This is a genomic window from Mesonia sediminis (assembly GCF_042684705.1).
GTDB classification, from domain to species: domain Bacteria; phylum Bacteroidota; class Bacteroidia; order Flavobacteriales; family Flavobacteriaceae; genus Mesonia; species Mesonia sediminis.
Genome location: NZ_JBHULZ010000041.1, coordinates 137,177 through 161,848 on the forward strand (window position 1 = coordinate 137,177; position 24,672 = coordinate 161,848).

The window sequence follows — 24,672 nt, forward strand, 5'->3', positions numbered from 1 at the left end:
CGCTCCATCTAGCATTGTCTGGCAGCCTATATAAAAAATTTAATTACAAGTCTTTTAAATAAGTTATAAAAGACTATCTTTGCACAAAATTTTTTAAGCGCAATCCATTAAGTTGATCAGCTATGATGACAACATTTAAATCGTTTAAGTTTCTAATTGCACTAGCAATAACCTTAACTGCGATCCCTTTTAACTCATTGGCTAAAGAATCAAATTCTGAAGTTGAAGAGCAGTTTAACCCTACAGACATGATAATGCATCATATTGGTGATGCGCATGGATGGCACTTTTTAGGAAGTGGTGATAATTCATACACCTTGCCATTACCCGTAATTCTTTATACTGAAGACGGAGTGGTTTCTTTTATGTCTAGTGAATTTCATCACGATATTGAAGGTGAAGTTGTGGTAGAGAAAGACGGTAAGCGCTTTGTAAATTATCACGAGACGATTTATCAACTTAATGCGGGTGAAGAAAAACTTAGTTTTGGTGAAGACCATTACCCCAATAATGCTACAGCTCCAACTGATTTATCGATAACTAAAAACGTAGCGGCTATGTTTTTAACGGTAATAGTAATGCTTATTTTCTTTTTTAGCCTAGCGCGTCATCATAAAAAAAGTGACAAAGCGCCAAAGGGTCTTAATAATGCCTTGGAAGCCTTAGTTCTTTTTGTACGTGATGACATTGCCATACCAAATATAGGTAAGAAAAAGTATATGAAGTTTATGCCATTCTTACTAACTGTATTTTTCTTTATTTGGATTACCAATTTATTAGGGCTTTTGCCTGGAGCAGCAAACGTTACTGGAAATATTTCGGTTACGGTTGCTTTAGGATTATTTACCCTAATTTTGATTTTAATAAACGGTAATAAAGATTACTGGGCGCATATTTTCTGGATGCCCGGTGTACCCGTGCCTGTTAAAATATTATTAGCACCAATTGAGTTGATTGGATTATTCATTAAACCAATTGCCTTAATGATACGTCTATTTGCGAATATCACTGCGGGGCATATTATTATTTTAAGTTTATTAGGCTTAATTTTTATTTTAGAAAATGTAGGTGTAGCCGGAATTTCGGTTCCATTCGCCTTATTTATAATGGTATTAGAGCTATTAGTAGCATTTTTACAAGCTTTTATCTTTACCATGCTATCGGCCCTTTTTATTGGAGTGGCCGTTGAAGAACATGAACATCATTAATTTTAATTTTTTAATTTTTTAATTTTTTTTACTATGGAATTATTATATGTAGGATTGGCAGCTTTAGGAGCTGGATTAGCAGTTTTTGGAGCAGCATTTGGTGTTGGTAAGATTGGTGCAGCCGCAATGGAGGCTATCGCTCGTCAACCAGAAGCAGCAAACAAAATCCAAACAGCAATGATTATTGCGGCAGCTCTTGTAGAAGGGGTGGCGTTATTTGGTGTAGTAGCAGCCTTACTAGGGGTGTTAAAATAAGCCTATTGAAAAAACACTTCTTTTTAACGGTTGGTTAAAAAGAAGTGTTTTTAAAAAAATTAAATTAATTTTAGATAGTATAAAAACCTATGGATTTAATTAAACCAGATTTTGGATTATTTGTGTGGCAAACGGTTGTCACCTTAATTTTAATATTTCTTTTAGCTAAATTTGCTTGGAGACCTATCCTTGATTCCATAAAGAAAAGAGAAGACTCTATTAATGATGCCCTAGACGCTGCCGAAAAAGCACGTTTAGAAATGCAAAATTTAAAAGCCAACAACGAGAAGTTATTAAAAGAAGCGCGTGAAGAGCGTGATAAAATGCTTAAAGAGGCGCGTTCGATTAAAGAAAGAATGATCAACGAAGCTAGCACAGAAGCAGAGCTAAAGGCAAGCAAAATGATTAGTGCTGCACAAGAGGCGATTGCACAAGAAAAACAAGCTGCACTGAACGAAATCAAACAGCAAGTAGCCGAATTGTCAATCGAAATCGCAGAAAAAGTAGTAAAAAAAGAATTAAACAGCCAAGAAAATCACATGCAGTTAGTTGATAATATGCTAGCCGATGTGAAGCTAAATTAACAAAAACTATGGCCAATACTAGAGCAGCACAACGCTATGCCAAAGCAATTTTAGAATTAGCTAAAGAAAAGGCGGTATTAAAAGAGGTGAATTCAGATTTTCGTTTACTAGAGAACACTCTAAAAGAAAATAAAAATTTAGCTAATATCCTTAAGAGCCCTGTGGTAAAGGCAAGTGATAAACAAGCGATTTTAAATCAGATTTTTACAAACGTTGATGCCATCACCCAAAACACCTTTGGTGTGCTTATAGAAAATGGTCGCATAGCTCTTATACAAGATGTAGTAAAGCAATTTATTCGTTTGTATGATGAAGATCAAAATATTAAGGTAGCTCACGTAACTACCGCAACCGCATTAACACCGGCTATGCATACTAAATTACTGGATAAGGTTAAACAACTTACCGGTAGTGAGGCCACCCTAACCAATGCTATTGACGAAAGCATTTTAGGTGGTTTTATTTTACGTGTAGGCGATTTACAATATGATGCTAGTGTAGCAGGCAAATTAAATTCGCTTAAAAAGAAGTTTAATCAAAACGCATATATTTAACAGAAATAAAAACGATACGTGCACGTATTCATTTATACTAAATAATTATGGCAGAAGTAAATCCTGCTGAAGTTTCAGCAATTTTAAAAAAACAATTATCCGGATTTGAGGGAAAAGCTTCCTTAAATGAAGTGGGAACCGTACTTACCGTAGGTGATGGTATTGCCAATGTTTACGGCCTTACCAATGCAGAATACGGAGAACTCGTTGAGTTTGAAGGAGGTCTAGAAGGAATGGTACTTAACCTAGAAGAAGATAATGTTGGGGTAGTACTTTTAGGTGCTTCAAAAGCAATTAAAGAAGGTGATACCGTAAAAAGAACTCAGAAAATTGCTTCTATTCAAGTAGGAGAAGGTATCGTTGGTAGAGTAGTAAATACACTTGGAAAACCTATTGATGGCAAAGGAGCTATTTCGGGCGAAACCGTTCAAATGCCGTTAGAGCGAAAAGCTCCTGGGGTAATTTACAGAGAGCCCGTTACAGAACCTTTACAAACCGGAATCAAGTCTATTGATGCTTTGGTACCAGTAGGAAGAGGACAGCGTGAATTAGTAATTGGAGATAGACAAACTGGTAAAACTACTGTTTGTATTGATACTATTCTTAACCAAAAAGAATTTTACGATAGAGGTGAACCTGTTTACTGTATTTATGTAGCTGTAGGTCAAAAGGCTTCTACCGTTGCCGGAATTGCTAAAACTTTAGAAGATAAAGGCGCACTAGCCTACACTACTATCGTAGCTGCAAATGCATCAGACCCAGCTCCTATGCAGGTTTATGCTCCGTTTGCTGGTGCTGCTATTGGTGAGTATTTTAGAGATACTGGTAGACCAGCCTTAATTATTTATGATGATTTATCAAAACAAGCCGTGGCTTACCGTGAGGTATCTTTATTATTAAGAAGACCACCGGGACGTGAAGCTTATCCTGGAGATGTATTTTACCTACACTCAAGATTATTAGAGCGTGCGGCAAAGGTGATCAATGATGATGATATCGCAAAAAACATGAACGACCTACCCGATTCTTTAAAAGATCGTGTAAAAGGTGGTGGTTCTTTAACTGCTTTGCCTGTTATTGAAACTCAAGCAGGTGACGTTTCGGCTTATATTCCAACAAACGTAATTTCGATTACTGACGGTCAGATATTCTTAACTTCAGATTTATTTAACTCAGGTGTACGTCCTGCAATTGATGTAGGAATCTCGGTTTCTCGTGTAGGAGGTTCGGCCCAGATAAAATCGATGAAAAAAGTTGCTGGTACTTTAAAATTAGATCAAGCCCAGTTTAGAGAGCTAGAAGCTTTTGCTAAATTCGGATCTGATCTTGATGCCTCAACTTTAAGCACTATCGAAAAAGGTAAGCGTAACGTTGAGATCTTAAAACAAGCTCAAAACGACCCTTACCCAGTAGAGAATCAAATTGCAATTGTTTACGCGGGTTCTAAAAACTTGCTGAAAGAAGTTCCTGTTGATCGCGTAAAAGAATTTGAAAAAGAATACCTAGAATTCTTAGATGCTAAACATAGAGATGTTTTAGACACATTAAAAGCCGGTAAGTTAACCGATGAGACTTTAGATGTGATGACAAAAGTAGCGAAAGAGTTATCTGGAAAATATAAAAAATAAAAATGAACTTCAGCAGTACTAGCTTAATAAGTCCTGCTGAAGTTTAAATTCATCATTGTATAATGGCAAATTTAAAAGAGTTACGCAGCAGAATTAGTTCGGTATCTTCAACAATGCAGATTACCAGTGCCATGAAAATGGTATCGGCAGCAAAATTGAGCAAAGCGCAAGATGCCATTACCGCTATGCGTCCCTATGCAGATAAGTTGACAGAATTGCTTCAAAACTTAAGCGCGTCTTTAGACGAGGGTGCAAATAGTAAATTTGCTGAACAACGTGAAGTAGAGAATGTATTGGTCGTGGCTATCTCGTCAAATAGAGGTTTGGCTGGTGCTTTTAACTCAAACATCGTAAAAGGAACAAAGAATCTAATTCAAAACGATTTAAAAGATAAAAAAGTTAGCTTATTTACTCTGGGTAAAAAAGCCAATGATATCTTGAAAAAAGATTTTACTATCGCTAAAAACGATACCGCTATCTTTGATCATTTAGAATTTGACCAGGTTGTTCTTCTTGCTGAAGAAATCATGCAAGATTTCATCGATAAGAAATACGATCGCGTTATTTTAGTATACAATTCTTTTAAAAATGCTGCAACCCAAATTGTAAAAACAGAACAGTTTTTACCTATTGAGCCGCTAAATCAAGAGCAAGAGGAAAATACGCTAGCCGACTATAAGTTTGAGCCTAATAAAACCGAAATTATAGAAGAGCTTATTCCTAAATCGTTAAAGATGCAATTGTTTAAAGCACTGCGCGATTCATTTGCTTCTGAACATGGAGCTCGAATGACCGCTATGCACAAAGCTACAGACAACGCTACCGAACTTAGAGACGCTCTAAAATTATCTTATAATAAAGCAAGACAAGCTTCGATTACCAACGAGATTTTAGAAATTGTAGGAGGTGCAGAAGCACTTAACGGTTAGTCTATATAAATAAAATATTGAAGCCTCGGTTCCCGAGGCTTTTTTTATACCCTATTTTTATCCGCTTTAAGCTTAATCCAAACCGCTTGTATATAACTTACCGCATTGCTAGATTGCTAATAAATACCTACTTTTAAAACCTCAACTAAAGAGCCTTGAACACATTAAATAATTTCTTTAAAGACACATTAATTTATGGTATGGCCACCGTCTTACCACGATTAATGAATTTTTTATTGGTTCCTTTACTTACAGTTACACTAGAAAACGAAGATTACTCAGACAACACCGTTTTTTATGTTTATGCTGCTTTTTTTAATGTTTTACTCACCTATGGAATGGAAACTGCTTTTTTTAGGTTTTTTAGTAAACATCAAGAAAAAGAAAAAGTATTTTCTACGGCATTTATCAGTCTTACTTTCACTACTGTAGCTTTTATAGTCTGCGTTTATCTTAACAGTGCGTTTTTAGCACAATGGGTCAATTTAAAACAAGATTACTTTAATCTACTCATTGCGGTAATTGGTTTAGACACCCTTGTGGTAATCCCCTTCGCCTATTTGCGGGCCACAGGGAAACCCATAAAATTTTCTGTAATTAAAATTTTAAATATCGCTTTGTATGTAGGTCTTAACTACTTTTTTTTGTGGTTTATCCCCCAAACCAATTGGTCTCTGGGTTTTCTAGATTATTCTCACGATCTAGTTACCTATGTTTTCATAGCTAACCTAGTGGCCAGTTTGTTCACTCTGCTTTTGTTGTCGCCTTATTTTTTTAAAACAAAATGGCAATTTGACACAAGAATTTTTAAGCAGTTAATACAATACGGTTGGCCTATAATGGTGGCGGGATTAGCCTATGTAATCAATGAAAATTTTGATAAATGGCTTATACCTCAACTGCTAAATAAGGATATCAATGGAGCCTATGCTGCTTGCTATAAAATTGCGGTTTTCATGACTATTTTTATTCAGGGTTTTCGTCTCGGCGCCGAGCCATTTTTCTTTAACCACGCTGCACAAAAAAACGCAAAACAAACATATGCCGTTATTATGAAGTACTTTGTGATATTAGGTAGTTTAATGCTAGTGTTTGTATGCGTTTATTTGCATCTCTTTAAACGATTAATAGTAAGAGATGATTCTTATTGGATAGCCATAAACATTGTACCCGTCGTCTTACTGGCTAATTTATTCTTAGGTATTTACTTTAATCTAGCCTACTGGTATAAACTAACCGATAAAACCCGTTATGGAATGTATTTTTCAGTTTTAGGAGCAGGAATTACCATCCTACTCAATTACAGCCTTATTCCTGTTATCGGTTTTATGGGCGGCGCTTACGCAACTCTTGCTGCTTATGCCATTATGGTGGTGATTTCTTATCTTTACGGAAGAAAATACTACCACATACCCTACGATTTAACCAATATTTTAATTTATTTGGGATTAGGAATTGGTTTTTCATTTGCTTCATTCTACATATTTAACAGCGATTTATATATAGGAAGCCTGTTACTTTTCTTATTTTTGGGAATCATTTACATAAAAGAGAGAAAATTTATCGCTCAATTCTTATAACTAGTCCTATGACCGTTAAAATCATTAATAAATCTAAACATCCATTACCCCATTATGCTACACAAGGAGCAGCCGGAATGGATTTACGCGCCAATCTAGAAGATAAAGTTATTTTAGGTCCGCTAGAGCGCACCCTAATTAAAACAGGCTTATATATTGAACTTCCAATAGGCTACGAAGCTCAAGTAAGACCTCGTAGCGGTTTAGCCTTAAAAAAAGGCATTACTGTACTTAATTCTCCAGGCACAATCGATGCCGACTACCGAGGAGAAATAGGCATTATTTTGGTGAACCTCTCACAAGAATCTTTTGTTATAGAAGACGGTGAGCGTATCGCACAAATGGTTATTGCCCAACACGAACAAGCCAATCTAAAAGAAGTTAGCGTTCTCGAGGAAAGCCAACGTGGCGCCGGAGGATTTGGTAGCACCGGAAAATAAGTTAAAACGACATTAAAAATATCTTATGAAAATTATTGTACCTATGGCGGGCAGAGGCTCGCGTTTAAGACCGCATACCCTCACTGTACCAAAACCACTAATACCCATTGCGGGTAAACCCATTGTGCAACGCCTTGTAGAAGATATTGCACAAGTACTCGATGCGCCAATAGATGAAATAGCCTTTGTAATAGGAAAAGATTTTGGTCTGGAAATAGAAGAAAAGCTTAAGCAGATTGCCCAGAATTTAGGTGCCAAGGCGAGTATTTATATTCAAGATCAGCCATTGGGCACTGGTCATGCCATTATGTGCGCACAAGACTCTTTAAGTGGTCCCGCAGTTATCGCTTACGCGGATACACTATTTAAGGCAGATTTCACGTTAGATAAAGAAGCAGATAGTGTGATTTGGGTAAAACAAGTTGAGAATCCCGAAGCTTATGGAGTGGTAAAATTAAACGATAAAAATGAAATAACAGATTTGGTTGAAAAACCAAAAGATAAAGTATCAGACCTTGCCGTTATCGGTATCTATTACTTTAAAGATGTAAACGTACTTAAAGATCAATTGCAATTGGTTCTTGACGAGAAATTAATGCGCGGCGGAGAATATCAAATCAATGACGGTATAGAAAAAATGAAGCAAAAAGGTTTAGTCTTTAAGCCTGGGAAGGTAGATGAATGGATGGACTGCGGAAATAAAACGGTGACGGTAGCAACCAATAAGCGCATGCTTAACTTTTTGCATCAAGAAGAAAAGGAGCAACTTGTCTCTGATGATATTATTTTAGAACAATCAACCATTATTCCTCCTTGTTATATTGGTAAAGGCGTTAAATTGGTGAACACTACGGTTGGTCCAAATGTTTCTATAGGAGAGGGGTGTAGCATAGAAAACAGCCAGATAAAAAACAGTTTAATACAAACCCATAGCAACATTAGAAATGCACAACTCGATGAGGCTATGATCGGGAATCACGCTACATTTGATGGTAAATTCACAAAAATTAGCATTGGCGATTATTCAATTTTAGATTAAGATGAAGCAGTATGCAATAGGACTTTTTATGTGTTCTCTGTTCACCGTTATTGGAGTACAGCAAAAGTTTTATGCGCAAAAAAGTCCTATTGTTTCCGATTCGATTAATCAAGCTAACTTGGGTCAAGTAAACGACGAATTTCAAGAACTTTTTTTTGATGCCTTGGCGCAAAAAGCTATTTTAAACCATGAGCAGGCTATAAATCTATTATTAAAAGCCAAAAAGTTTAACCGTAGCCTAGCGGTAGATTTAGAACTTGGTAAAAATTATTTCGCGCTAAAAGACTATAAAGAGGCCGAGAATTCACTTCAATTATTACTTCAAAAATATCCGCAAAAGCGCGAAGCTAAAAGCTTACTTTTTCAAGTTTACTTAAAAACAAATCAGTACAAAAAGGCCATACCGCTAGCACAAGATTTTGCCAAAAAAAATAATTTATTTTATGAAGATTTAGCCAATTTATACTTGCTTACCAATAATTATGAAGCTGCACTGGAGAGTATAGACTATTTAAATTTGCAAGAGGGCTATTCTGAATATAGAGAAAATTTTAAAAAAAAGATATTTCAAAAGGCTCCCGCTAGCCTTAAAGAAATTTACCTGCGCAATTACATCGACAGGCATACGGGAGAAGAAGATGCTTACTTGGTTTTAATGCAGTTTTATCAAGAACAGAATGAACTTGATAAAATGATGCAAGTTGCCCAAAAATTACTACGAGTAAATGCCAATGCCCCTGCAGCACATTATGCCCTATATAAGCAATATCTCAAAGACAGAAAGTTTGATCAAGCCATCGCATCTATAAAAAAAGTGATCAAAAATGTTGATAATTTAACTATAAAAAAGCGGGTATTACAAGATTTTGCAAAATTTGTCCAGCAACAACCACAATATAAAGATGAATTTTTGGCTTTGGTTGAAACCGAAATCGAGCGTGAAGCAAATAGCGAACTAGTAGCCAAGTATATGGTCGATGAAAACCAGCTTGCTGCTTTTAAACATTATACCTCTAAACTACAAGAAGATCCTTACCATTTTGAAACCCTTAAAAACGTGCTTATTTTAGCTCAAAAGCTAAATAAATATGAGGTACTCTTAGAGGTTAGCCAACAAGCAATTGATGTATACCCCTCTCAAGCATTCTTTTATTATACCCTCGGTTGGGGGCAGTTAAACACGCTTAAACTTAAGGCTGCAGAGAAAAACCTTTTAATCAGTTTAGATCTGGTAGTAAATAACCCAAATTTACAGGCAGATATTTATAGGGCCTTAATCAATTACTATCAAGATATGAATAACTCAGAAAAAGTTCAATCATACAAAAATCAACTTCAAAATTTAAAAAATCGCTAGAGGCATGCTTAAAAATATAATTTATTTGTTTGCGGTTAGCCTTATTCTCTTGGGCTGTAAAACCAGTAAACCCCTAAGTGGAAAGGTTTCAAAAGATGTCTCGGTTAGGCAACTTACCAAGATTCACGAGAAGTCTTTTCCCGCTATCAAAACTTTACAAGCACGCTTACGCGGAAGCTACACCAGCAAAGAAGAATCACAATCTATTGCTATTAGTGCACGAATAGAAAAAGATAAAGCCATTTGGTTAAGTGCAAAACTGGCAGGGATTATTCCTTTAGCCAAAGTTTATATCACTCCAAATAGGGTACAATACTATGAGAAAATAGACCAAACTTACTTTGATGGTGATTTTGAATTGCTTAGTGAATGGCTCAATTTACCAGTTGATTTTGATCAAGTACAAAATCTTTTGTTGGGACAAGCAATGCTTACTGTTACCAAAGGTAAATACGATTTATTATTTCAAGAAAAAGAATATAAGCTTACCGCTCAACTCAATGCTTTTTTGAGCCAAACTTTATTAATAAATCCGGCTCATTTCCGATTAAATGCTCAACATTATCATAAATTAGGTCAAGCCGAAAGTATTCGCATAAATTATCCCGAATATCAAAAAATTAACGATTTTTGGTTTCCCAAGAAAATTGATATACAAGCAAACAAAGTAAACGAAAACACACAAATTGAAATCGATTACAGAAGTATAGAAGTGAATAAGCCTGTAAGCTTCCCATTTGAAATCCCAAAAGGATATAAAGCCATAGAATTACCATGATTTATAAAACGCACTTTACCTTTTTTATGTTTTTCTTATGCCTGCTGTTGACCACACCGGTGTTAGCACAAAGCACGGCTCGTGAACGGCTTGAAGCAAAACGTATCGCATTAAAAAAAGAAATTGCGCAAATCAATAATTTACTAGAAAACAACCAGAAAAAAAGTAGGTCGCTACTGGTTCAAGTTGAAGATATTGAGCGTAAAATAAGCTCAACTCAACAACTGATAAAAGTGACCAACCAACAAGCGAATTTGCTTACCCGTGAGATAAATGAAAATTTGAGTAAAATCACCAAATTACGTAAAGATCTAGAGCAGCTAAAAGCTGATTATGCAAAAATGATTAGCAAATCTTATCGAAGCAAATCGCAAAAAAGCAGGGTGATGTTTTTACTTTCATCAGAAAGCTTTTTGCAGGCCTATAAGCGGTTGCAGTATATGAAACAATATGCTGACTACAGACACCAGCAAGGGGAGGAAATAAAAGAACAAACCCAAGAATTAAAAGAGCTAAACAATGAATTAATCGAACAGCGTAAAGCCAAGGAGTCTTTGTTAGCCGATAATCGAAAAACCCAACAAAAACTCAAAGAAGATAAACGAAGGCAAGAAATACTCATTGCTGAAGTACGAGAAAAAACAGGCAGCTTTAAAGCCCAACTTGCAGAGAGACAAAAAGAAATTAGCGAAATAGATGCGCAAATTCAGAAGCTAATTCGTGAAGCCATCGCTGCAGAAAACAAGAAAAAAGGTGCTAAAGTTAGTAAAAACAAATTTGCTTTAACACCCGAAGCTAAGGAACTTGCAGCCAACTTTGCCTCCAATAAGGGTAAATTACCTTGGCCTGTAAAATCTGGAGTGGTTACTATGAAATTTGGCGAACACCCATCAAAAACCATTCATACCGTTAAGATAATGAATAATGGTGTTCGTATAGAAACTAATGAGAATGAACCCGTGAATGCCATTTTTAAAGGTGAGGTATTTAAAATCCAGGCTATAAAAGGCGCTAATAAAGCCGTTATGATTAGACACGGTGACTTTATATCGGTTTATAATAACCTTAACGATATTCGGGTTGAGGTAGGCGAAAAAATTTCGCGTGGGCAAATGATAGGTCAGGTAGGAAAAGCAACGGCAACCCAAAGACCTACATTAAATTTTTATATTTTTAAAAATACCACCTATTTAGATCCTTCTTTATGGATTTATAAGATGTAAGTAAATTGTAATATTGTGATCTCACGAGAATCTTCTATTTTAACTAGAATTAGCAATCTTGCCTGAACAGGACACTAAAAATTAAAGAAAGAGCCGTCGTGGCAATTTCTAAGAAATACTTAGATGAATAAAGTTATTTTTTGAGGGGTAGATAAAAGAAGAAAAAAAGTGGAGAATATCGGAGTCGAACCGATGACCTCTACGCTGCCAGCGTAGCGCTCTAGCCAGCTGAGCTAATTCCCCTGACTTTGTTGGGTACAAATATAATTTTTTTATTTAAATGTACATCATTTTTTATTGAATTCTTCGCCTTTTACTAGATCTTAAAAATCAATGCTTTTTACACCTCTTTTTCTACAAAATCTATTTTAGGATTGAGTATTTCTTCAATTAAACTTAGTAAAGTCGCTTCAAAATCGGCTAATAATTTTGCATCAATAAAAGTTTCTTTATCCTGCTTAACCTGCATAAATCCATTTTTTAAATTTTTAAATGAAATTATTCCGCCTTGAGCTTGGTCGAAACCTTGAGTGCGGTGCACCATTAACGCATAACATAAAACCTGTAAAATTTTGCTATATTGATAATCGCTGATAATGGTATCAAAATCTTTAATTTTCAGCTGACTAGGAGTTACTAAGCCGGTTTTATAGTCGATGATACGCAAAACCCCATTTTTACGGTCTATTCTATCAATCTTCCCTCCTATTCCATAATCGTTTTTGGTATTTAATTTGATTTTGAGAGGTACTTCAAGTCCGATCAATTCAATTTTATTGTCTTTCAACTCTTTTCTTTCTAGGGCTAAAAACCGTTTTATATATCGTTTGGCCACAGCATATATCAACAAGTTTTGACCAAATAGGTTTTTGGAATTGGCATAAGTATTGGCAAACTGTTTTTGCAGTTCTTTTTCGTAAATTTTATCGATTTGATCAATGCTATTTGTGTTCAAAAATTGCCCCTTAAATGGATCATATAAATTTTCGAGTGTGTCGTGAATGATGCTTCCAAGGGTATTGTAGGCTACTGTTTCCTCGACTTCCTCTTGATCATTAATTTTTAATAAATATTGTTTATAAAAATCTTGAGGATTCCGCACATAGCTTGAAAGTGCCGATGGGGAAAACTTTTTGGCCATACTGGTCAACTCCCTTAACATTAAAGCGGTTTTTTTACTCGTTTTAGGTGTTTCTTTATTGATTCGTGCCTCTGGCATCCAATGAGTAACCTTGAGCTGCCGTTCATATTCTAATTGAGCGATAAATCTGCTTTTTTCTCCGGCATTCAAGCCTTCAAAATTAGAGTTAAATAACAAGTGTACATCTTCGGCCCTTTGTAGTAATCTGTAAAAGTGATAGGTATATATAGCATCTTTTTCTTTGAAGGTAGGCAAGCCGTACTGGTGTTTTAAATCATAGGGAATAAAAGAATTATTACTTTTTCCTGCTGGTAGGATACCCTCATTTACACTGGCCATAATTACCGTATCAAAATCTAATGCACGTGTTTCTAGCATTCCCATAATTTGTAACCCCTTAAATGGAGCCCCCGTAAAATCAAGTTGATGTTGATTAATACTATCTCTATAAAAGCGATGCAGTGCCGAGATGCTTTTGATTTGATCTACCTCATCGAGTAGGTTTTGCAGTTGATTGAATAATTTTTGAAAGTGATAAATGTACTCCCGCTCCAGAGCTTTTTGGGTGGTAAAAAATTTTTCAAAAATTTTAATGATTTGTAAAAAGTTTTCTAAAATCTCTACTGGCTTTTTCTTTTGCGTAAAGCAAAGATTAAGCAACTCAAATGATTCTGCTTTACATAAATCACGTAATTCTTTTAAAACAAAATATACCCTATTTTTTTCGGCTACATGATGCTGTAATTTAGATACGTCTTTACCTAATAGTTGTTGCATAAAAGGATGCTTAACTATTTCTAGAAATTGCTTGTAATAAATCTTCTTGTCTCCCGAAAGTTGAATTGCAAAAAGCGTTTCAAAAAAGCTTGCCAATGGGGTTTGACTTAATTTTAGACCCATGGTAATGTTTACAGCGTGCACATTATCTGGCAAAGAATTTAAAAGTACTGGCAATAGGCCTTCATCGTTTAATACCAGAGCGGTATTTTGAATTTTCTCTTCTGAGAAACTACGAAGTAGGTTCCCTATGTATTTAGCTTGTCCTACATTCTTAGGTATACCCGTACAATGAATTTCGCCAAAATTATAATAATTCTCGGGCATTTCAGGAAACTTTTTGTCTTGGTAATAAGACCATTCGCTTTTATAGCGCCTTATAAATAACCCTGCGGCATGATAATTTTTATCTAAAAAGTACTGATCGATGTCCCAGAATATTTCGGCTTGTGCTCCCGTTAGTAATTCTTGAAACAAAATTTGCTCTGCATTATTTAAGGCATTAAAACCAATTAAATAATGTTTGGTCTGTTTTTTATTTTCAATATAATCTTTAATTCGGTCGGCTGCAACGCGGTAAATCAATCCTTGATAGGCCTTTTTTTGTTGAAGTAAGTTAGCCACAAAATGTTGATAAAGGCTTGGCAAAGCATTCCAAAATGCCAAATAATTTTGGATTAAGCTGGTTTTTCTTTCTTGCTTTGACCAATGGTTGATATCTTGAATATCGCTCAGGTAATTAAAGAAACTATCGGTATCGATTAAATAACGGTCAATTTCATTGAAATCGTGCAAAAGTGTATGTGCCCATCCGTAAAATGTTTCAAAATCTTCCTTTTTCTCTTTTGGCATTACGGCTACATAGGATTCATAGAATTTAAATAAAGTCTTGTTAGCAGGCAACTGGCTTACCCCACTTACTTCTTGTATAAATTCTTCTATGCTTAATACTTCTGGAGCAAAAATTGTATCCTTTACCTCTTTGCGTAAGATTTCTTTAAGGAATGCCCCTGCTCGCTTACTGGGTAAAATAAATTTACAACGCTCTAGCCTGGGTTCCTGTTTCAAAATTTTAGATACCGTCTCTTCTATAAATGTTTGCATAGCCTAAAAATAAAAAAACGCCTCTTTTCAGAGGCGTTTTCAATATAATTATTTTAGTTTAATTAGTCTCTATTTTTTTCTAAAGAAACCTCAACTCGTCTGTTTTGTTGTCTACCAGCAGCTGTTTTATTGGTAGCTATTGGTCTTTCTTCACCGTAACCTTCAGAAGTAATTCTGCTGCTATCAATATTTGCTTGGTTTACTAAGTAATCTCTCACTGAAGCTGCACGTTCTTTTGAAAGTCTTAGGTTTAGTTTATTACTACCTTGGCTATCTGTATGCCCTTCAATATGGAAAACAGTATTAGGATACTCTTCCATGATGTCAGCGATAGATTCTAAAGCTTCAAAAGATTCTTTACGGATTGAAGATTTACCAAGATCGAATAAAATAGTTTTAGAATATTCATTCAACTCATTGATAATTTCAACAGTAACTTCTGGACAACCATTATTGGCTGTAGTACCAGCTACATCTGGACACTGATCGTCTTTATCTAAAACACCATCATTGTCTCTATCTTGCCATGGGCATCCGTTGTTTTCTGCAGGACCTGCCTCGTTAGGACAGTTGTCATCAGCATCTTTAACTCCGTCGCCATCGGCATCAGGACATCCATTTAATGATGCAACACCTGCCTCATTTGGACAATCATCTTCTGGATCGGCAATGCCATCACCATCTGTATCTGGACAACCCATAAACTCTGCACTTCCTGCTTCGTTAGGACATTTATCATCTTTATCTGGAATTCCGTCTCCGTCAGAATCAGGACATCCGTTAAATTCGGCTAAGCCTGGCTCATTTGGACATTCGTCTTTGTCGTCATAAACACCGTCACCATCTGTATCGGTTCCTCCAAAGGCGATTTTAATTCCCATAGAATGTTGGAAATGGTCTGGTCCTTCCATATCATCAAAAGCTTTTTTATAAGTACTTTGGATGTTGAAAGCAACGTTATCTGTAAACCAAAAATTAAATCCTAAAGAACCGTTTGCGGTTCCAAAACCTTCATCATCTAGCCAGTTGTACCCTGCTCCTACTCCTAAATAAGGATCAAACCAACCGGTTTCGTTAATCATCTCTCTAAAGCTGTATTGTACAGCACCATCAACAGCATAGTAAGTTAAATCATCTACGCTTTGATCACCAAACTTGTCGATACGGTTAAGCGAACCTGCTACTTCTGCAGAAAAGCCCGAACCGATGTATCTACCTATTGTTAATTTAGAAACTGAAGGTAAAATGTTGTAGTGATCTTTTACATTAAAAAACTCGCTGAACATGCCCCCACGTGGTGCATCTTCACCTACAGGATATGCGTCAACAGCGTTGATTCCAATACCAACCGCCCAAGGGTTGTTTTTATCTTGTGCTTGTAGGCTAGTTACTCCTAACAAGCATAAAGATGCCAATAATAATTTGCCAAGATGTTTCATATTCAATTATTTATTTTTAGTGTTATTGAAGCAAAAATAGAGGGTTCTTTAACATTTACAAAAATTAAAATAATAAAGTTTTCTTAATGAAAACCGCCTATTCATCAATAATTAAACTAAATAACTCCTAATTCTTTACCCACTTTTGTGAATGCCTCAACGGCTTTTTCTAAATGAGCTTTTGTATGTGCTGCAGAGAGTTGAACACGTATTCTTGCTTGCTCTTTAGGCACTACAGGATAAAAGAATCCTATTACGTAAATTCCCTCTTCCAGTAACCTATCGGCCATTTTTTGAGAAAGTTTTGCATCGTATAACATAACTGGTACAATTGCCGAATCGCCGTCTATAATATCAAAGCCCGCAGCCTTCATTTCTTTTTTGAAATAAGCAGTATTTTCCATTACTTGATCTCTTAAATGCGTGCTTGAATTAAGCATCTCAAATACTTTGTTTGAGGCGCCTACAATGGCAGGAGCCAAAGAGTTTGAAAACAAATAAGGTCTAGATCGTTGTCTTAACAACTCAATAATTTCTTTTTTACCAGTGGTATATCCGCCCATAGCGCCACCCAAAGCCTTACCTAGAGTACCGGTAATGATATCTATTCTACCCATTACATCTTTCTCCTCTAGTGTACCTATACCGTTGGCTCCAATAAAACCAGTGGCATGGCACTCGTCTATCATAACCAAAGCATCGTATTTGTCGGCTAAATCACAAATTTGATCAAGTGGAGCCACTAGACCATCCATTGAAAATACGCCATCGGTAACTATAATTTTAAAACGTGCCCCGTCTTCATTGGCTTGCTTTAGTTGTTTTTCTAAATCGGCCATATTGTTATTTTGATAACGGTATCTAGCCGCCTTACATAGGCGCACACCATCTATAATTGAAGCGTGATTTAGGGAGTCAGAAATAATGGCGTCCTCTTTAGTTAAAATAGGCTCAAAAACTCCTCCATTGGCATCAAAAGCTGCCGCATAGAGAATGGTATCTTCGGTTTGATAAAAGTCTGCTATATTTTGCTCAAGTTTTTTGTGGATATCTTGTGTTCCGCAGATAAAACGTACACTGCTCATACCAAAACCGCGTTCATCTAAAGTGTCTTTAGCCGCTTGAATCACCTCTGGGTGCGATGACAAACCTAAGTAGTTGTTGGCACAAAAGTTAATAACCTCTTCACCAGTTTCAATCTTAATTACTGCATCTTGTGGTGAAGTAATTACGCGTTCTTTCTTATACAGCCCATTTTCTTTAATTTCGTCTAACTGAGCTTGCAAATGTGCTTTAATTTCTTTGCTATACATAGTGTTTTGTTTTAAATATCAAAGATAAACAATCTTTAAGTTCTGCTTGTTTTCTAAATATATTAATACACCTTTCTTCACAGTATATCCTAACTTCTTAATTGCTTCGGCATATTCATTCAGTTGTATTTTATGATCAGGACTATAAGACCCGGTTTTATAGTCTATAATTACCGCTTCCTTGTTTTTGAGACAGAGACGATCTAAACGTTTATAAGCATGATCTACCAAGAGTTCTTTTTCTGTATAAACGGTATAAGCTTTAGTAAAATAGCTGTTTAATTCTGGATGATTTACCATTTTTATGAAACTTTGCTCGTAGGCTAAAGCTTCTTTTTGATTCAAGTTACCTTGTTCTACAGCATTGGCCAAAGCAGGCTGAATATCTTCTACAGTAATGATTTGACTTAAAATTTCATGTACCATATCTCCATAAGCTATGGCTTCTTCTTGAGACGTAAGCCACATACTCGCATTTTTGGTCATCAAAGCGGCTTGGTGATTTTCTGGCAGCGTTGAAATAAAGCTAAAATCCTGCATACCCCCCTTCTTGTCCTCAATTGCATTGGGCTTAGGCTTATGTCCCCAATGGTAATGCCAAGCATCTGCCTCCCACTTGTTTTGTTTTTCTAAAAATCGTTGAAACAGCACACCAAAAGTATTTTCTTCACGCTGAGCTGTTTTAGAAGTTTCTATTTTACTGATGATATACAACTGCTCTTTTGCTCGCGTTAATGCGACATACAACACATTTATTTCATCAAGTAACTTATGTTGGGCTAACACGTCAAAATCTTCTTTTAATTTTTTACTGTAATGAGGTGTTTCTTTGTTTACACTTAAATAGCCTAAGGGAAGCTCAAAATCATCTATTAACGCCCAGAGACTATCCCGACTAAAATCGTCTAACTTTTGTTGCGCAAACGGATAAATTACTATAGGAAACTCCAGTCCTTTAGACTTGTGAACGCTTAAAATTTGCACCGCTTCTATTCCTTGAGCGGCCACAATACTCAATTTATCTTTTTTCTTGTTCCACACCTCAACCAATTGCATTAAACCCGCATGGCTTTTTTGGGTAAACTCGTAAACAAAATCTAAATAGTACTGCAGATAAGCATCGGCTTTTTTTACAATTTTAAATGACCTTATCACATACTCGGCAGCTTCATATAAAGGCAATTTTTGGAACTGCTGCAAAGAAAAGTGAAATCCGAAAACTTGTAAAGAATCAAAAAATGATTCTATAGAAAGCGATAACCTTGTTTTATAAAATGCGAGTTCTTCTTCTGGAAATGTAATTTGTTTACTTATAAAATACAGCAATTCATATCTGATTTCTTTGTCTTCTGGCTGTAGGCTTAATTCAAATATTTGCTGCACAAAATTTACCGTTTTACTTTTACTAAGCAATAAGGCTTCTGATGAGATTACCGGTATGCCCGTTTCAACCAAATGATTGGCCAACAAGATGCCATGTTTGTTTTTCCGCGTAAGCAAACAAATATCGCTTAAGGGAGTACCTTCTTTTCTTAATTCTTGAATTATTTCAATGGTTTTTGCTGCATAGGCCAAATTTTGTTCTTCGCTGTTTTTACCTTCTATAAAGTCAAGCTGAACATAACCTTGCGCATTTTTCACTTTTTTCTGTTCGGCTTGAGCATATAAGTTTCGATAGGTTTCAAATGCAAAACAATCACTTAAAAAAGTAAAAAATTGATTGTTAAAATCAATAATTTCTTTGTAGCTGCGGTAATTTGCAGGCAAATTGAGTGTTTTCCCCGTGATAGAAAATGGGGAGTTCCCTTCGTATAAATTAATAAACTGCTCGGCTTTACCGCCGCGCCACCTATAAATAGATTGTTTTGCATCACCAACCAAAAATAAATTTCCCGTTTTATTTTCGGTATTAAATCCGCTTAAGCTGTTATTGATTAGGGGCTGCAAATTTTCCCATTGTAAAGCCGATGTATCTTGAAATTCATCTATAAAAAAATTGTGATAACGTTCACCTAGGCGTTCATAAATAAAAGGAGCCGGCTGGTTTTTAACTTCTTCGCTTATTTTTTTGTTAAAGTCTACCATCAGCAACATATCCCGTTCTTCCTTAATCAAATCTATTTCACTTTGAATGGCAAAAAGCAACGATTGTGCATCGACATTTTTGGCCAAGGCCGCATAAAATTTCACTTGATAATAATTGTCTCTAATCGCATTAAAAAGTTCGGCTATTTGGGGCTGTAATGCATCTATTTGCGCTTGCTCTTCGCTGGAGGTTTTACCCTTAGTATAAAGCGGATTATCGGCTATTTTTTCTTGCCAAACCGCACCCGAAACCTTAGGCAAATCGCCGTTTAAATTTTTCCTAAAAAAACCAGGTACAGAACCTCTGTTGAAACATTTTTCTGGAATTTGATTTTGTTCAAGCAACTCAAAAAAGGCCTCTGCATGCTTTTTATTTTGCTTGATTAGCTCGCTTTCGGCGGATTTCAACTGATTATAAAAGACATCAAAATCCTTCAATTCATATTCTGTCAATAAATCTAAATAAGCAAAATTGTCTTCTGCCAGTAACAGCTTAGCCATTTTGGTTAAATCCCTACGGATGTCCCAAGACTTATCATCGTCTGCTTTTTTAAGTACAAAATTGATTAATGCCTGGGTAATTTGAGGCTGGCTACCCGCTTTGTTTATCACACGATCTACCGCTTCTTCAATCACTAAGTCGCTATCTAGCTCTACTTCAAAATTTATGTTGATGTCAAGATCTTTTGCAAAGGTGCGTAGTAATCTATGCGTAAAACCATCTATAGTTGATATTTCAAAAGCCGCATAATTGTGTAAAATATGGTTTACTATGGCCTTACTTTTTTTACGGATTACTTGAGGTTCTAGTTGTACCGATTCAGCTACAGCATCAAAAAGAGCCCGACTATTTTCTGGGGTCACCTCTTGACTAAAATCGATTAAAGCGTGAAGCACTCGAGATTTTAATTCACTAACCGCCTTATTGGTAAAGGTTATAGCTAAAATATGCTTGTAGTAATCTGGTCTTGGCGCTTGTAAAACCAGTTGCAAATACTCTTTGACCATGGTAAAGGTTTTACCCGATCCGGCCGAAGCATTATAAATGATAAAAGAAGGCTGCTTTTGCTGTGTAGACATAGATAAGAATTTAAGCGAAAATACAATTATTAACAGTAAAAATTGAACTGCGTTTAAGCATTCAAAAAAGTGTTAATCATTTAAGTAATTTATAACATATTATTATTGCTTTACTGATTTGTTATAATTATTTTTGATGGAAATAAATTAAAAAAACTTAAATATATGGCTTTTAAACAAAACGACTTAGCATATGCAAAAGATGCATTAGAACCACATATCGACAAAGCAACCATGGAGGTTCATTATGAAAAACACCATGCAGGTTATACGAGCAAATTAAACAATGCAATTGAAGGTACCAATCTAGCCGATAAATCTATAGAAGATATTTTAAAGAATCTAGATATGGACAATAAGGCTGTGCGAAATAACGGAGGTGGCTTTTATAATCACAACTTATTTTGGGATGTTATGTCTCCTAAGGGAGGTGGTAAACCCACAGGTGATTTAGCCAAAGCTATTGATGAAGCATTTGGTTCTTTCGACGATTTTAAAGAGAAGTTTTCTAATGCTGCCGGTGGTCAATTCGGATCAGGATGGGCTTGGTTATGTGTTCATCCAGGAGGTAGATTAGAAATTTGTTCAACCCCGAACCAAGACAACCCGCTTATGCCAGGTGTAGGCTGCGGAGGACACCCTGTTTTAGGTTTAGATGTATGGGAACATGCTTACTACTTAAAATACCAAAATAAAAGACCAGATTACGTGAATGCTTTTTTCAATGTAATTAACTGGGAAGAAGTAGCAAAAAGATACAGTGACGGGAAATAAATACCCCTCATTAAATCTTTGGTTAACTGCCTACGTTTTAAGCTTTTTTTCATCCCGATCATTTCGGCATTTGAAAAAATAATAATGTAGGCAGTTTTTTTTATAATAAAACAAAAGAATTAGCGTTTTAAATATGCCCAATAAAAAAAGGTGGTAAACACCACCTTTTTGCCCCAAATTTTACCATAAACTTAACCTACTTAGATTATGGATATTCAAATATATATTTTTTAAAACAATAAACCTAAATAAAATCAATAAAAAAGCTAAAAAATTAAATTATTAGCACTTTTCCTTAATACGCTCGGCTTTTATTGCCTTCATAAAAGTTAATAAATGCTCTATTGACCACGCGATTACCCCCGTGGGTAGGATAATCTCCTGTAAAATACCAGTCGCCTAAATTTTTAGGACAAGCTTTGTGCAATTGCTCAATCTTTTGATAAATTACCTTTACCTCTGTAGTAATTGCATCATTTTTTAATAATTCTCCTATTTTGTCTGAAATCTCTTCATCGCTAAATGGCGCATAAATCTCTTTTACAAAATTTTTCACCTCATGGTCTTCTAACTCGGTTTGGGCTTTGCATTTTTCATACACCTGTTCTACAATAGCATATTGATTGTTTTCTTTTAAAAGCTCCAAGGCAGCGCGAAAAGCGACAAAATCTTCTAGTCTAGCCATGTCTATACCGTAGCAATCGGGATATCTTATTTGAGGAGCCGACGATACTACTACTATTTTCTTGGGATTTAAACGATCGAGCATGGTTAAAATACTTTTCTTTAAAGTTGTTCCCCGTACAATCGAGTCATCTATAATGACTAGGTTATCGGTAGGCTTTACTACCCCATAAGTAACATCATAAACATGCGCTACCAAATCGTCTCGGCTGCTGTCTTCGGTAATAAAGGTACGCAACTTAGCATCTTTAATGGCTATTTTTTCTGTTCGTAATCTATGCGAGAGAATTTCGGTAAGTCGTTCATCGGTTAGATTTTCTTTTTCCTTTAAGATCGCCTCATTCTTTTGGCGGTTGAGTTCATCTTGCGCAGCTTCGACCATTCCGTAAAATGAAGTTTCGGCTGTATTGGGTATAAAAGAGAAAACAGCATTAATCGTATCGTGATCTATCGCTTTAAGCACATCGGGCATAATGTATTTACCTAAGTTTTTACGCTCTTGATAAATCTCTGCATCGCTACCTCTCGAAAAATAAATCCGTTCAAACGAGCAAGCTTTACGTGTTAAAGGCTCAATAATTTTTTTGATTTGGGTTTTACCATCTTTTTTGGTAATCAAAGCGTGACCTGGCTCTAATTCTTTAACCGACTCAAAAGGAACATTAAAAGCGGTTTGTATTACTGGCCTCTCTGAAGCCGTAACCACCACCTCATCATCAATATAATAGTAAACGGGTCTTATCCCAGCAGGATCTCTAAGTACAAAAGAATCACCATGCCCTATTAAACCGGCCATCGCATAACCGCCATCCCAATCTTTTGAAGAGCGTTTTAAGATTTTAGCGACATTCAATTTTTTTGCAATATAAGGTGAAGCCTCTTTTTTGGAGTAGCCTTCTTTTTTTGCTTTTTTGTATAATTTTTCTACTTCAGAATCTAAAAAATGACCAATTTTTTCCATTACCGTAACGGTATCAGCTTTTTCTTTGGGGTGTTGCCCCAGCTCTACCAAGTTTTCAAACATGGTACTTACATTAGTCATATTAAAGTTTCCTGCCACAATTAGGTTTCTATGCATCCAATTGTTTTGACGCAAAAACGGGTGTACCGCCTCTATACTGTTGTTACCAAAGGTACCATAGCGTACATGCCCCAAGAATAACTCTCCTATATAAGGTATATTCTTTTTTTGTGCTGCAACATCATCCGCGTAAGCTGGGTTCTCTTTTAAACTGGTATTAATACGATCATTAATTTGAGCAAAAATATCTTGAATGGGTTGGGCCTGGTTAGAACGCACCCGACTGATATAGCGCTCGCCAGGTTGAGTGTTTAATTTTATACTCGCCAAACCAGCACCATCTTGACCTCTATTGTGTTGTTTTTCTAGCATCAGGTACATTTTATTTACACCATAAAATGCCGTGCCGTATTTCTCTTTATAAAATTCTAAAGGTTTTCTTAGCCTAAGTAGCGCTATTCCGCATTCATGTTTAATCGCGTCGCTCATAATGTGTGTTGTGTTGTTGTATTAAAAAACCCTGCCAAGCGGGCAGGGTACAAAATTAATTTAAATCTATTTCAAATTGAGTTAAGGATTTAAAAACTTTCAGTCGCTCCTCAATTTCTTGATCCTCAAGATTTAGCATGCGCTCGGTACCAAATTTTTCTACACAGAAAGAAGCAAGGTTAGAGCCGTAAATTATAGCTTTCTTCATATTAGCAAACGAGTAATCTTGTGTCTTAGCTAAGTAGCCGGCAAAACCACCCGCAAAAGTATCTCCTGCCCCAGTTGGATCAAAAACCTCTTCTAAGGGTAAGGCAGGCGCAAAAAACATTTCATTTTTATCAAATAATAAAGCTCCGTGCTCTCCTTTTTTAATCACCACATATTTTGGCCCCATTTCTTCGATTGCCCGTGCAGCTTTTACCAGTGAATATTCGCCAGAAAGTTGTCTTGCTTCTTCATCATTTATAGTAATAACATCTACTTTGGCAATCACCTCTTTAAGCTCTGATAGCGTATGATCCATCCAAAAGTTCATGGTATCTAGAATTATCAGTTTAGGTTGCTTAACCTGATTGATCACCCCCATTTGTACAGCAGGATGTAAATTACCCAACATTACCACCTCTGCATCTTGAAAAGCATCGGGTACTACTGGATCAAAATTTTCTAAAACATTTAATTGCGTGTCTAGGGTGTCGCGAGTATTCATATCATTATGGTATCTACCGCTCCAAAAAAAAGTTTTACCATCTTGAATTACCTCTAGCCCATCTATATTAATAGACTTTTCATGAAAGATATCTATGTATTTTTGAGGAAAATCACCTCCCACTACAGAAACAATAGCGCTATTTACACCAAACTTTTGTGCTGCTAAACCAATGTAGGTTCCCGCACCACCTAAAATCTTATCTGTTTTCCCAAAGGGAGTCTCAATGGCATCAAAAGCTACCGTTCCCACAATTAAAAGTTTACTCATGCTTTTTAAATTTTCGGCAAATATAAGGTGTTTAATACAATTTTTAGCAGTAAGAAACAGATGTCTATTTAAATTTCTAATTATTTAAGCCCAATTAAGCTAATTAAAAAAAATTATATTTTTGAACAAAAGCAGCGATTTACAGCCCCGTAAAAAATGTGAAAGATCTTGATTTTAAAGAACAAATGAAAAGTGCTACCAAGTGATTTAT

At 35.8% G+C, this 24,672-nt stretch carries 19 protein-coding genes and 1 tRNA gene; 13 read left to right on the top strand and 7 right to left on the bottom strand.

Annotated elements, in window-relative coordinates; translation table 11 throughout:
- The first annotated feature begins 125 nt into the window (after positions 1 to 125).
- The 12 genes from atpB (at position 126) to ACFSQ0_RS08730 (ending at position 11,575) form a co-directional block, all read left to right on the top strand.
- Entirely contained in the window at positions 126 to 1,208 is a 1,083-nt protein-coding gene (atpB, locus tag ACFSQ0_RS08675; protein ID WP_379048812.1) for a F0F1 ATP synthase subunit A, read from the top strand.
- Positions 1,209 to 1,241: 33 nt separating this feature from the next.
- Positions 1,242 to 1,463: an ATP synthase F0 subunit C gene (atpE, locus tag ACFSQ0_RS08680; RefSeq protein ID WP_147861906.1), complete on the top strand. Its 222-nt coding sequence runs from the start codon at positions 1,242 to 1,244 to the stop codon at positions 1,461 to 1,463.
- An 89-nt stretch (positions 1,464 to 1,552) separates the two neighbouring features.
- Complete coding sequence (locus ACFSQ0_RS08685; RefSeq protein WP_379047010.1) at positions 1,553 to 2,047, top strand: F0F1 ATP synthase subunit B; 495 nt, start codon at positions 1,553 to 1,555, stop codon at positions 2,045 to 2,047.
- An 8-nt stretch (positions 2,048 to 2,055) separates the two neighbouring features.
- Positions 2,056 to 2,601 (top strand): ATP synthase F1 subunit delta, encoded by a 546-nt coding sequence (atpH, locus tag ACFSQ0_RS08690; protein WP_379047013.1) that lies wholly within the window; start codon positions 2,056 to 2,058, stop codon positions 2,599 to 2,601.
- Between the two features lie 47 nt (positions 2,602 to 2,648).
- Positions 2,649 to 4,229 carry a F0F1 ATP synthase subunit alpha gene (gene atpA / locus ACFSQ0_RS08695; RefSeq protein ID WP_379047016.1) on the top strand — a complete coding sequence of 527 codons (1,581 nt, stop codon included), beginning with the start codon at positions 2,649 to 2,651 and terminating at the stop codon, positions 4,227 to 4,229.
- A 62-nt stretch (positions 4,230 to 4,291) separates the two neighbouring features.
- A complete protein-coding gene (gene atpG, locus ACFSQ0_RS08700; RefSeq protein ID WP_379047019.1) occupies positions 4,292 to 5,158 on the top strand; it encodes an ATP synthase F1 subunit gamma in 867 nt (288 codons plus the stop codon).
- A 155-nt stretch (positions 5,159 to 5,313) separates the two neighbouring features.
- Positions 5,314 to 6,738 carry a lipopolysaccharide biosynthesis protein gene (locus ACFSQ0_RS08705; protein WP_379047022.1) on the top strand — a complete coding sequence of 475 codons (1,425 nt, stop codon included), beginning with the start codon at positions 5,314 to 5,316 and terminating at the stop codon, positions 6,736 to 6,738.
- An 8-nt stretch (positions 6,739 to 6,746) separates the two neighbouring features.
- Entirely contained in the window at positions 6,747 to 7,178 is a 432-nt protein-coding gene (dut, locus tag ACFSQ0_RS08710; protein ID WP_379047025.1) for a dUTP diphosphatase, read from the top strand.
- A gap of 25 nt (positions 7,179 to 7,203) precedes the next feature.
- On the top strand, positions 7,204 to 8,217 hold the full coding sequence (locus ACFSQ0_RS08715; RefSeq protein WP_379047028.1) for a sugar phosphate nucleotidyltransferase: 1,014 nt from the start codon (positions 7,204 to 7,206) through the stop codon (positions 8,215 to 8,217).
- A gap of 1 nt (position 8,218) precedes the next feature.
- Positions 8,219 to 9,574: a tetratricopeptide repeat protein gene (locus tag ACFSQ0_RS08720; RefSeq protein ID WP_379047031.1), complete on the top strand. Its 1,356-nt coding sequence runs from the start codon at positions 8,219 to 8,221 to the stop codon at positions 9,572 to 9,574.
- Positions 9,575 to 9,578: 4 nt separating this feature from the next.
- Complete coding sequence (locus tag ACFSQ0_RS08725; protein WP_379047034.1) at positions 9,579 to 10,352, top strand: DUF4292 domain-containing protein; 774 nt, start codon at positions 9,579 to 9,581, stop codon at positions 10,350 to 10,352.
- Positions 10,349 to 11,575, top strand: coding sequence for a murein hydrolase activator EnvC family protein (locus ACFSQ0_RS08730; RefSeq protein WP_379047037.1), 1,227 nt, complete (start codon positions 10,349 to 10,351; stop codon positions 11,573 to 11,575). The genes ACFSQ0_RS08725 and ACFSQ0_RS08730 overlap by 4 nt, the downstream gene beginning before the upstream one ends.
- Positions 11,576 to 11,744: 169 nt before the next feature.
- On the opposite strand, the gene ACFSQ0_RS08735 is transcribed toward ACFSQ0_RS08730, so the two are convergent.
- The 5 genes from ACFSQ0_RS08735 to ACFSQ0_RS08755 all read right to left on the bottom strand — a co-directional run bounded on the left by ACFSQ0_RS08735 (position 11,745) and on the right by ACFSQ0_RS08755 (position 20,514).
- Positions 11,745 to 11,818 (bottom strand) — tRNA-Ala (locus ACFSQ0_RS08735).
- A 97-nt stretch (positions 11,819 to 11,915) separates the two neighbouring features.
- Complete coding sequence (locus ACFSQ0_RS08740) at positions 11,916 to 14,597, bottom strand: PD-(D/E)XK nuclease family protein (RefSeq protein WP_379047040.1); 2,682 nt, start codon at positions 14,595 to 14,597, stop codon at positions 11,916 to 11,918.
- 62 nt (positions 14,598 to 14,659) lie between these two features.
- Entirely contained in the window at positions 14,660 to 16,036 is a 1,377-nt protein-coding gene (locus tag ACFSQ0_RS08745) for an OmpA family protein (RefSeq protein ID WP_379047043.1), read from the bottom strand.
- Between the two features lie 116 nt (positions 16,037 to 16,152).
- Positions 16,153 to 17,349 (bottom strand): glycine C-acetyltransferase, encoded by a 1,197-nt coding sequence (kbl, locus tag ACFSQ0_RS08750; protein ID WP_379047045.1) that lies wholly within the window; start codon positions 17,347 to 17,349, stop codon positions 16,153 to 16,155.
- An 18-nt stretch (positions 17,350 to 17,367) separates the two neighbouring features.
- Complete coding sequence (locus ACFSQ0_RS08755; RefSeq protein ID WP_379047048.1) at positions 17,368 to 20,514, bottom strand: UvrD-helicase domain-containing protein; 3,147 nt, start codon at positions 20,512 to 20,514, stop codon at positions 17,368 to 17,370.
- A gap of 165 nt (positions 20,515 to 20,679) precedes the next feature.
- Between ACFSQ0_RS08755 and ACFSQ0_RS08760 the strand changes: the two genes are divergently transcribed.
- Positions 20,680 to 21,288 (top strand): superoxide dismutase, encoded by a 609-nt coding sequence (locus tag ACFSQ0_RS08760; RefSeq protein WP_379047051.1) that lies wholly within the window; start codon positions 20,680 to 20,682, stop codon positions 21,286 to 21,288.
- A gap of 295 nt (positions 21,289 to 21,583) precedes the next feature.
- Here the strand turns inward: ACFSQ0_RS08760 and ACFSQ0_RS08765 are convergent, their stop codons facing one another.
- Entirely contained in the window at positions 21,584 to 23,482 is a 1,899-nt protein-coding gene (locus ACFSQ0_RS08765; RefSeq protein WP_379047054.1) for an amidophosphoribosyltransferase, read from the bottom strand.
- Between the two features lie 55 nt (positions 23,483 to 23,537).
- Positions 23,538 to 24,461, bottom strand: coding sequence for a PfkB family carbohydrate kinase (locus tag ACFSQ0_RS08770; RefSeq protein WP_379047057.1), 924 nt, complete (start codon positions 24,459 to 24,461; stop codon positions 23,538 to 23,540).
- Between the last annotated feature and the right edge of the window lie 211 nt (positions 24,462 to 24,672).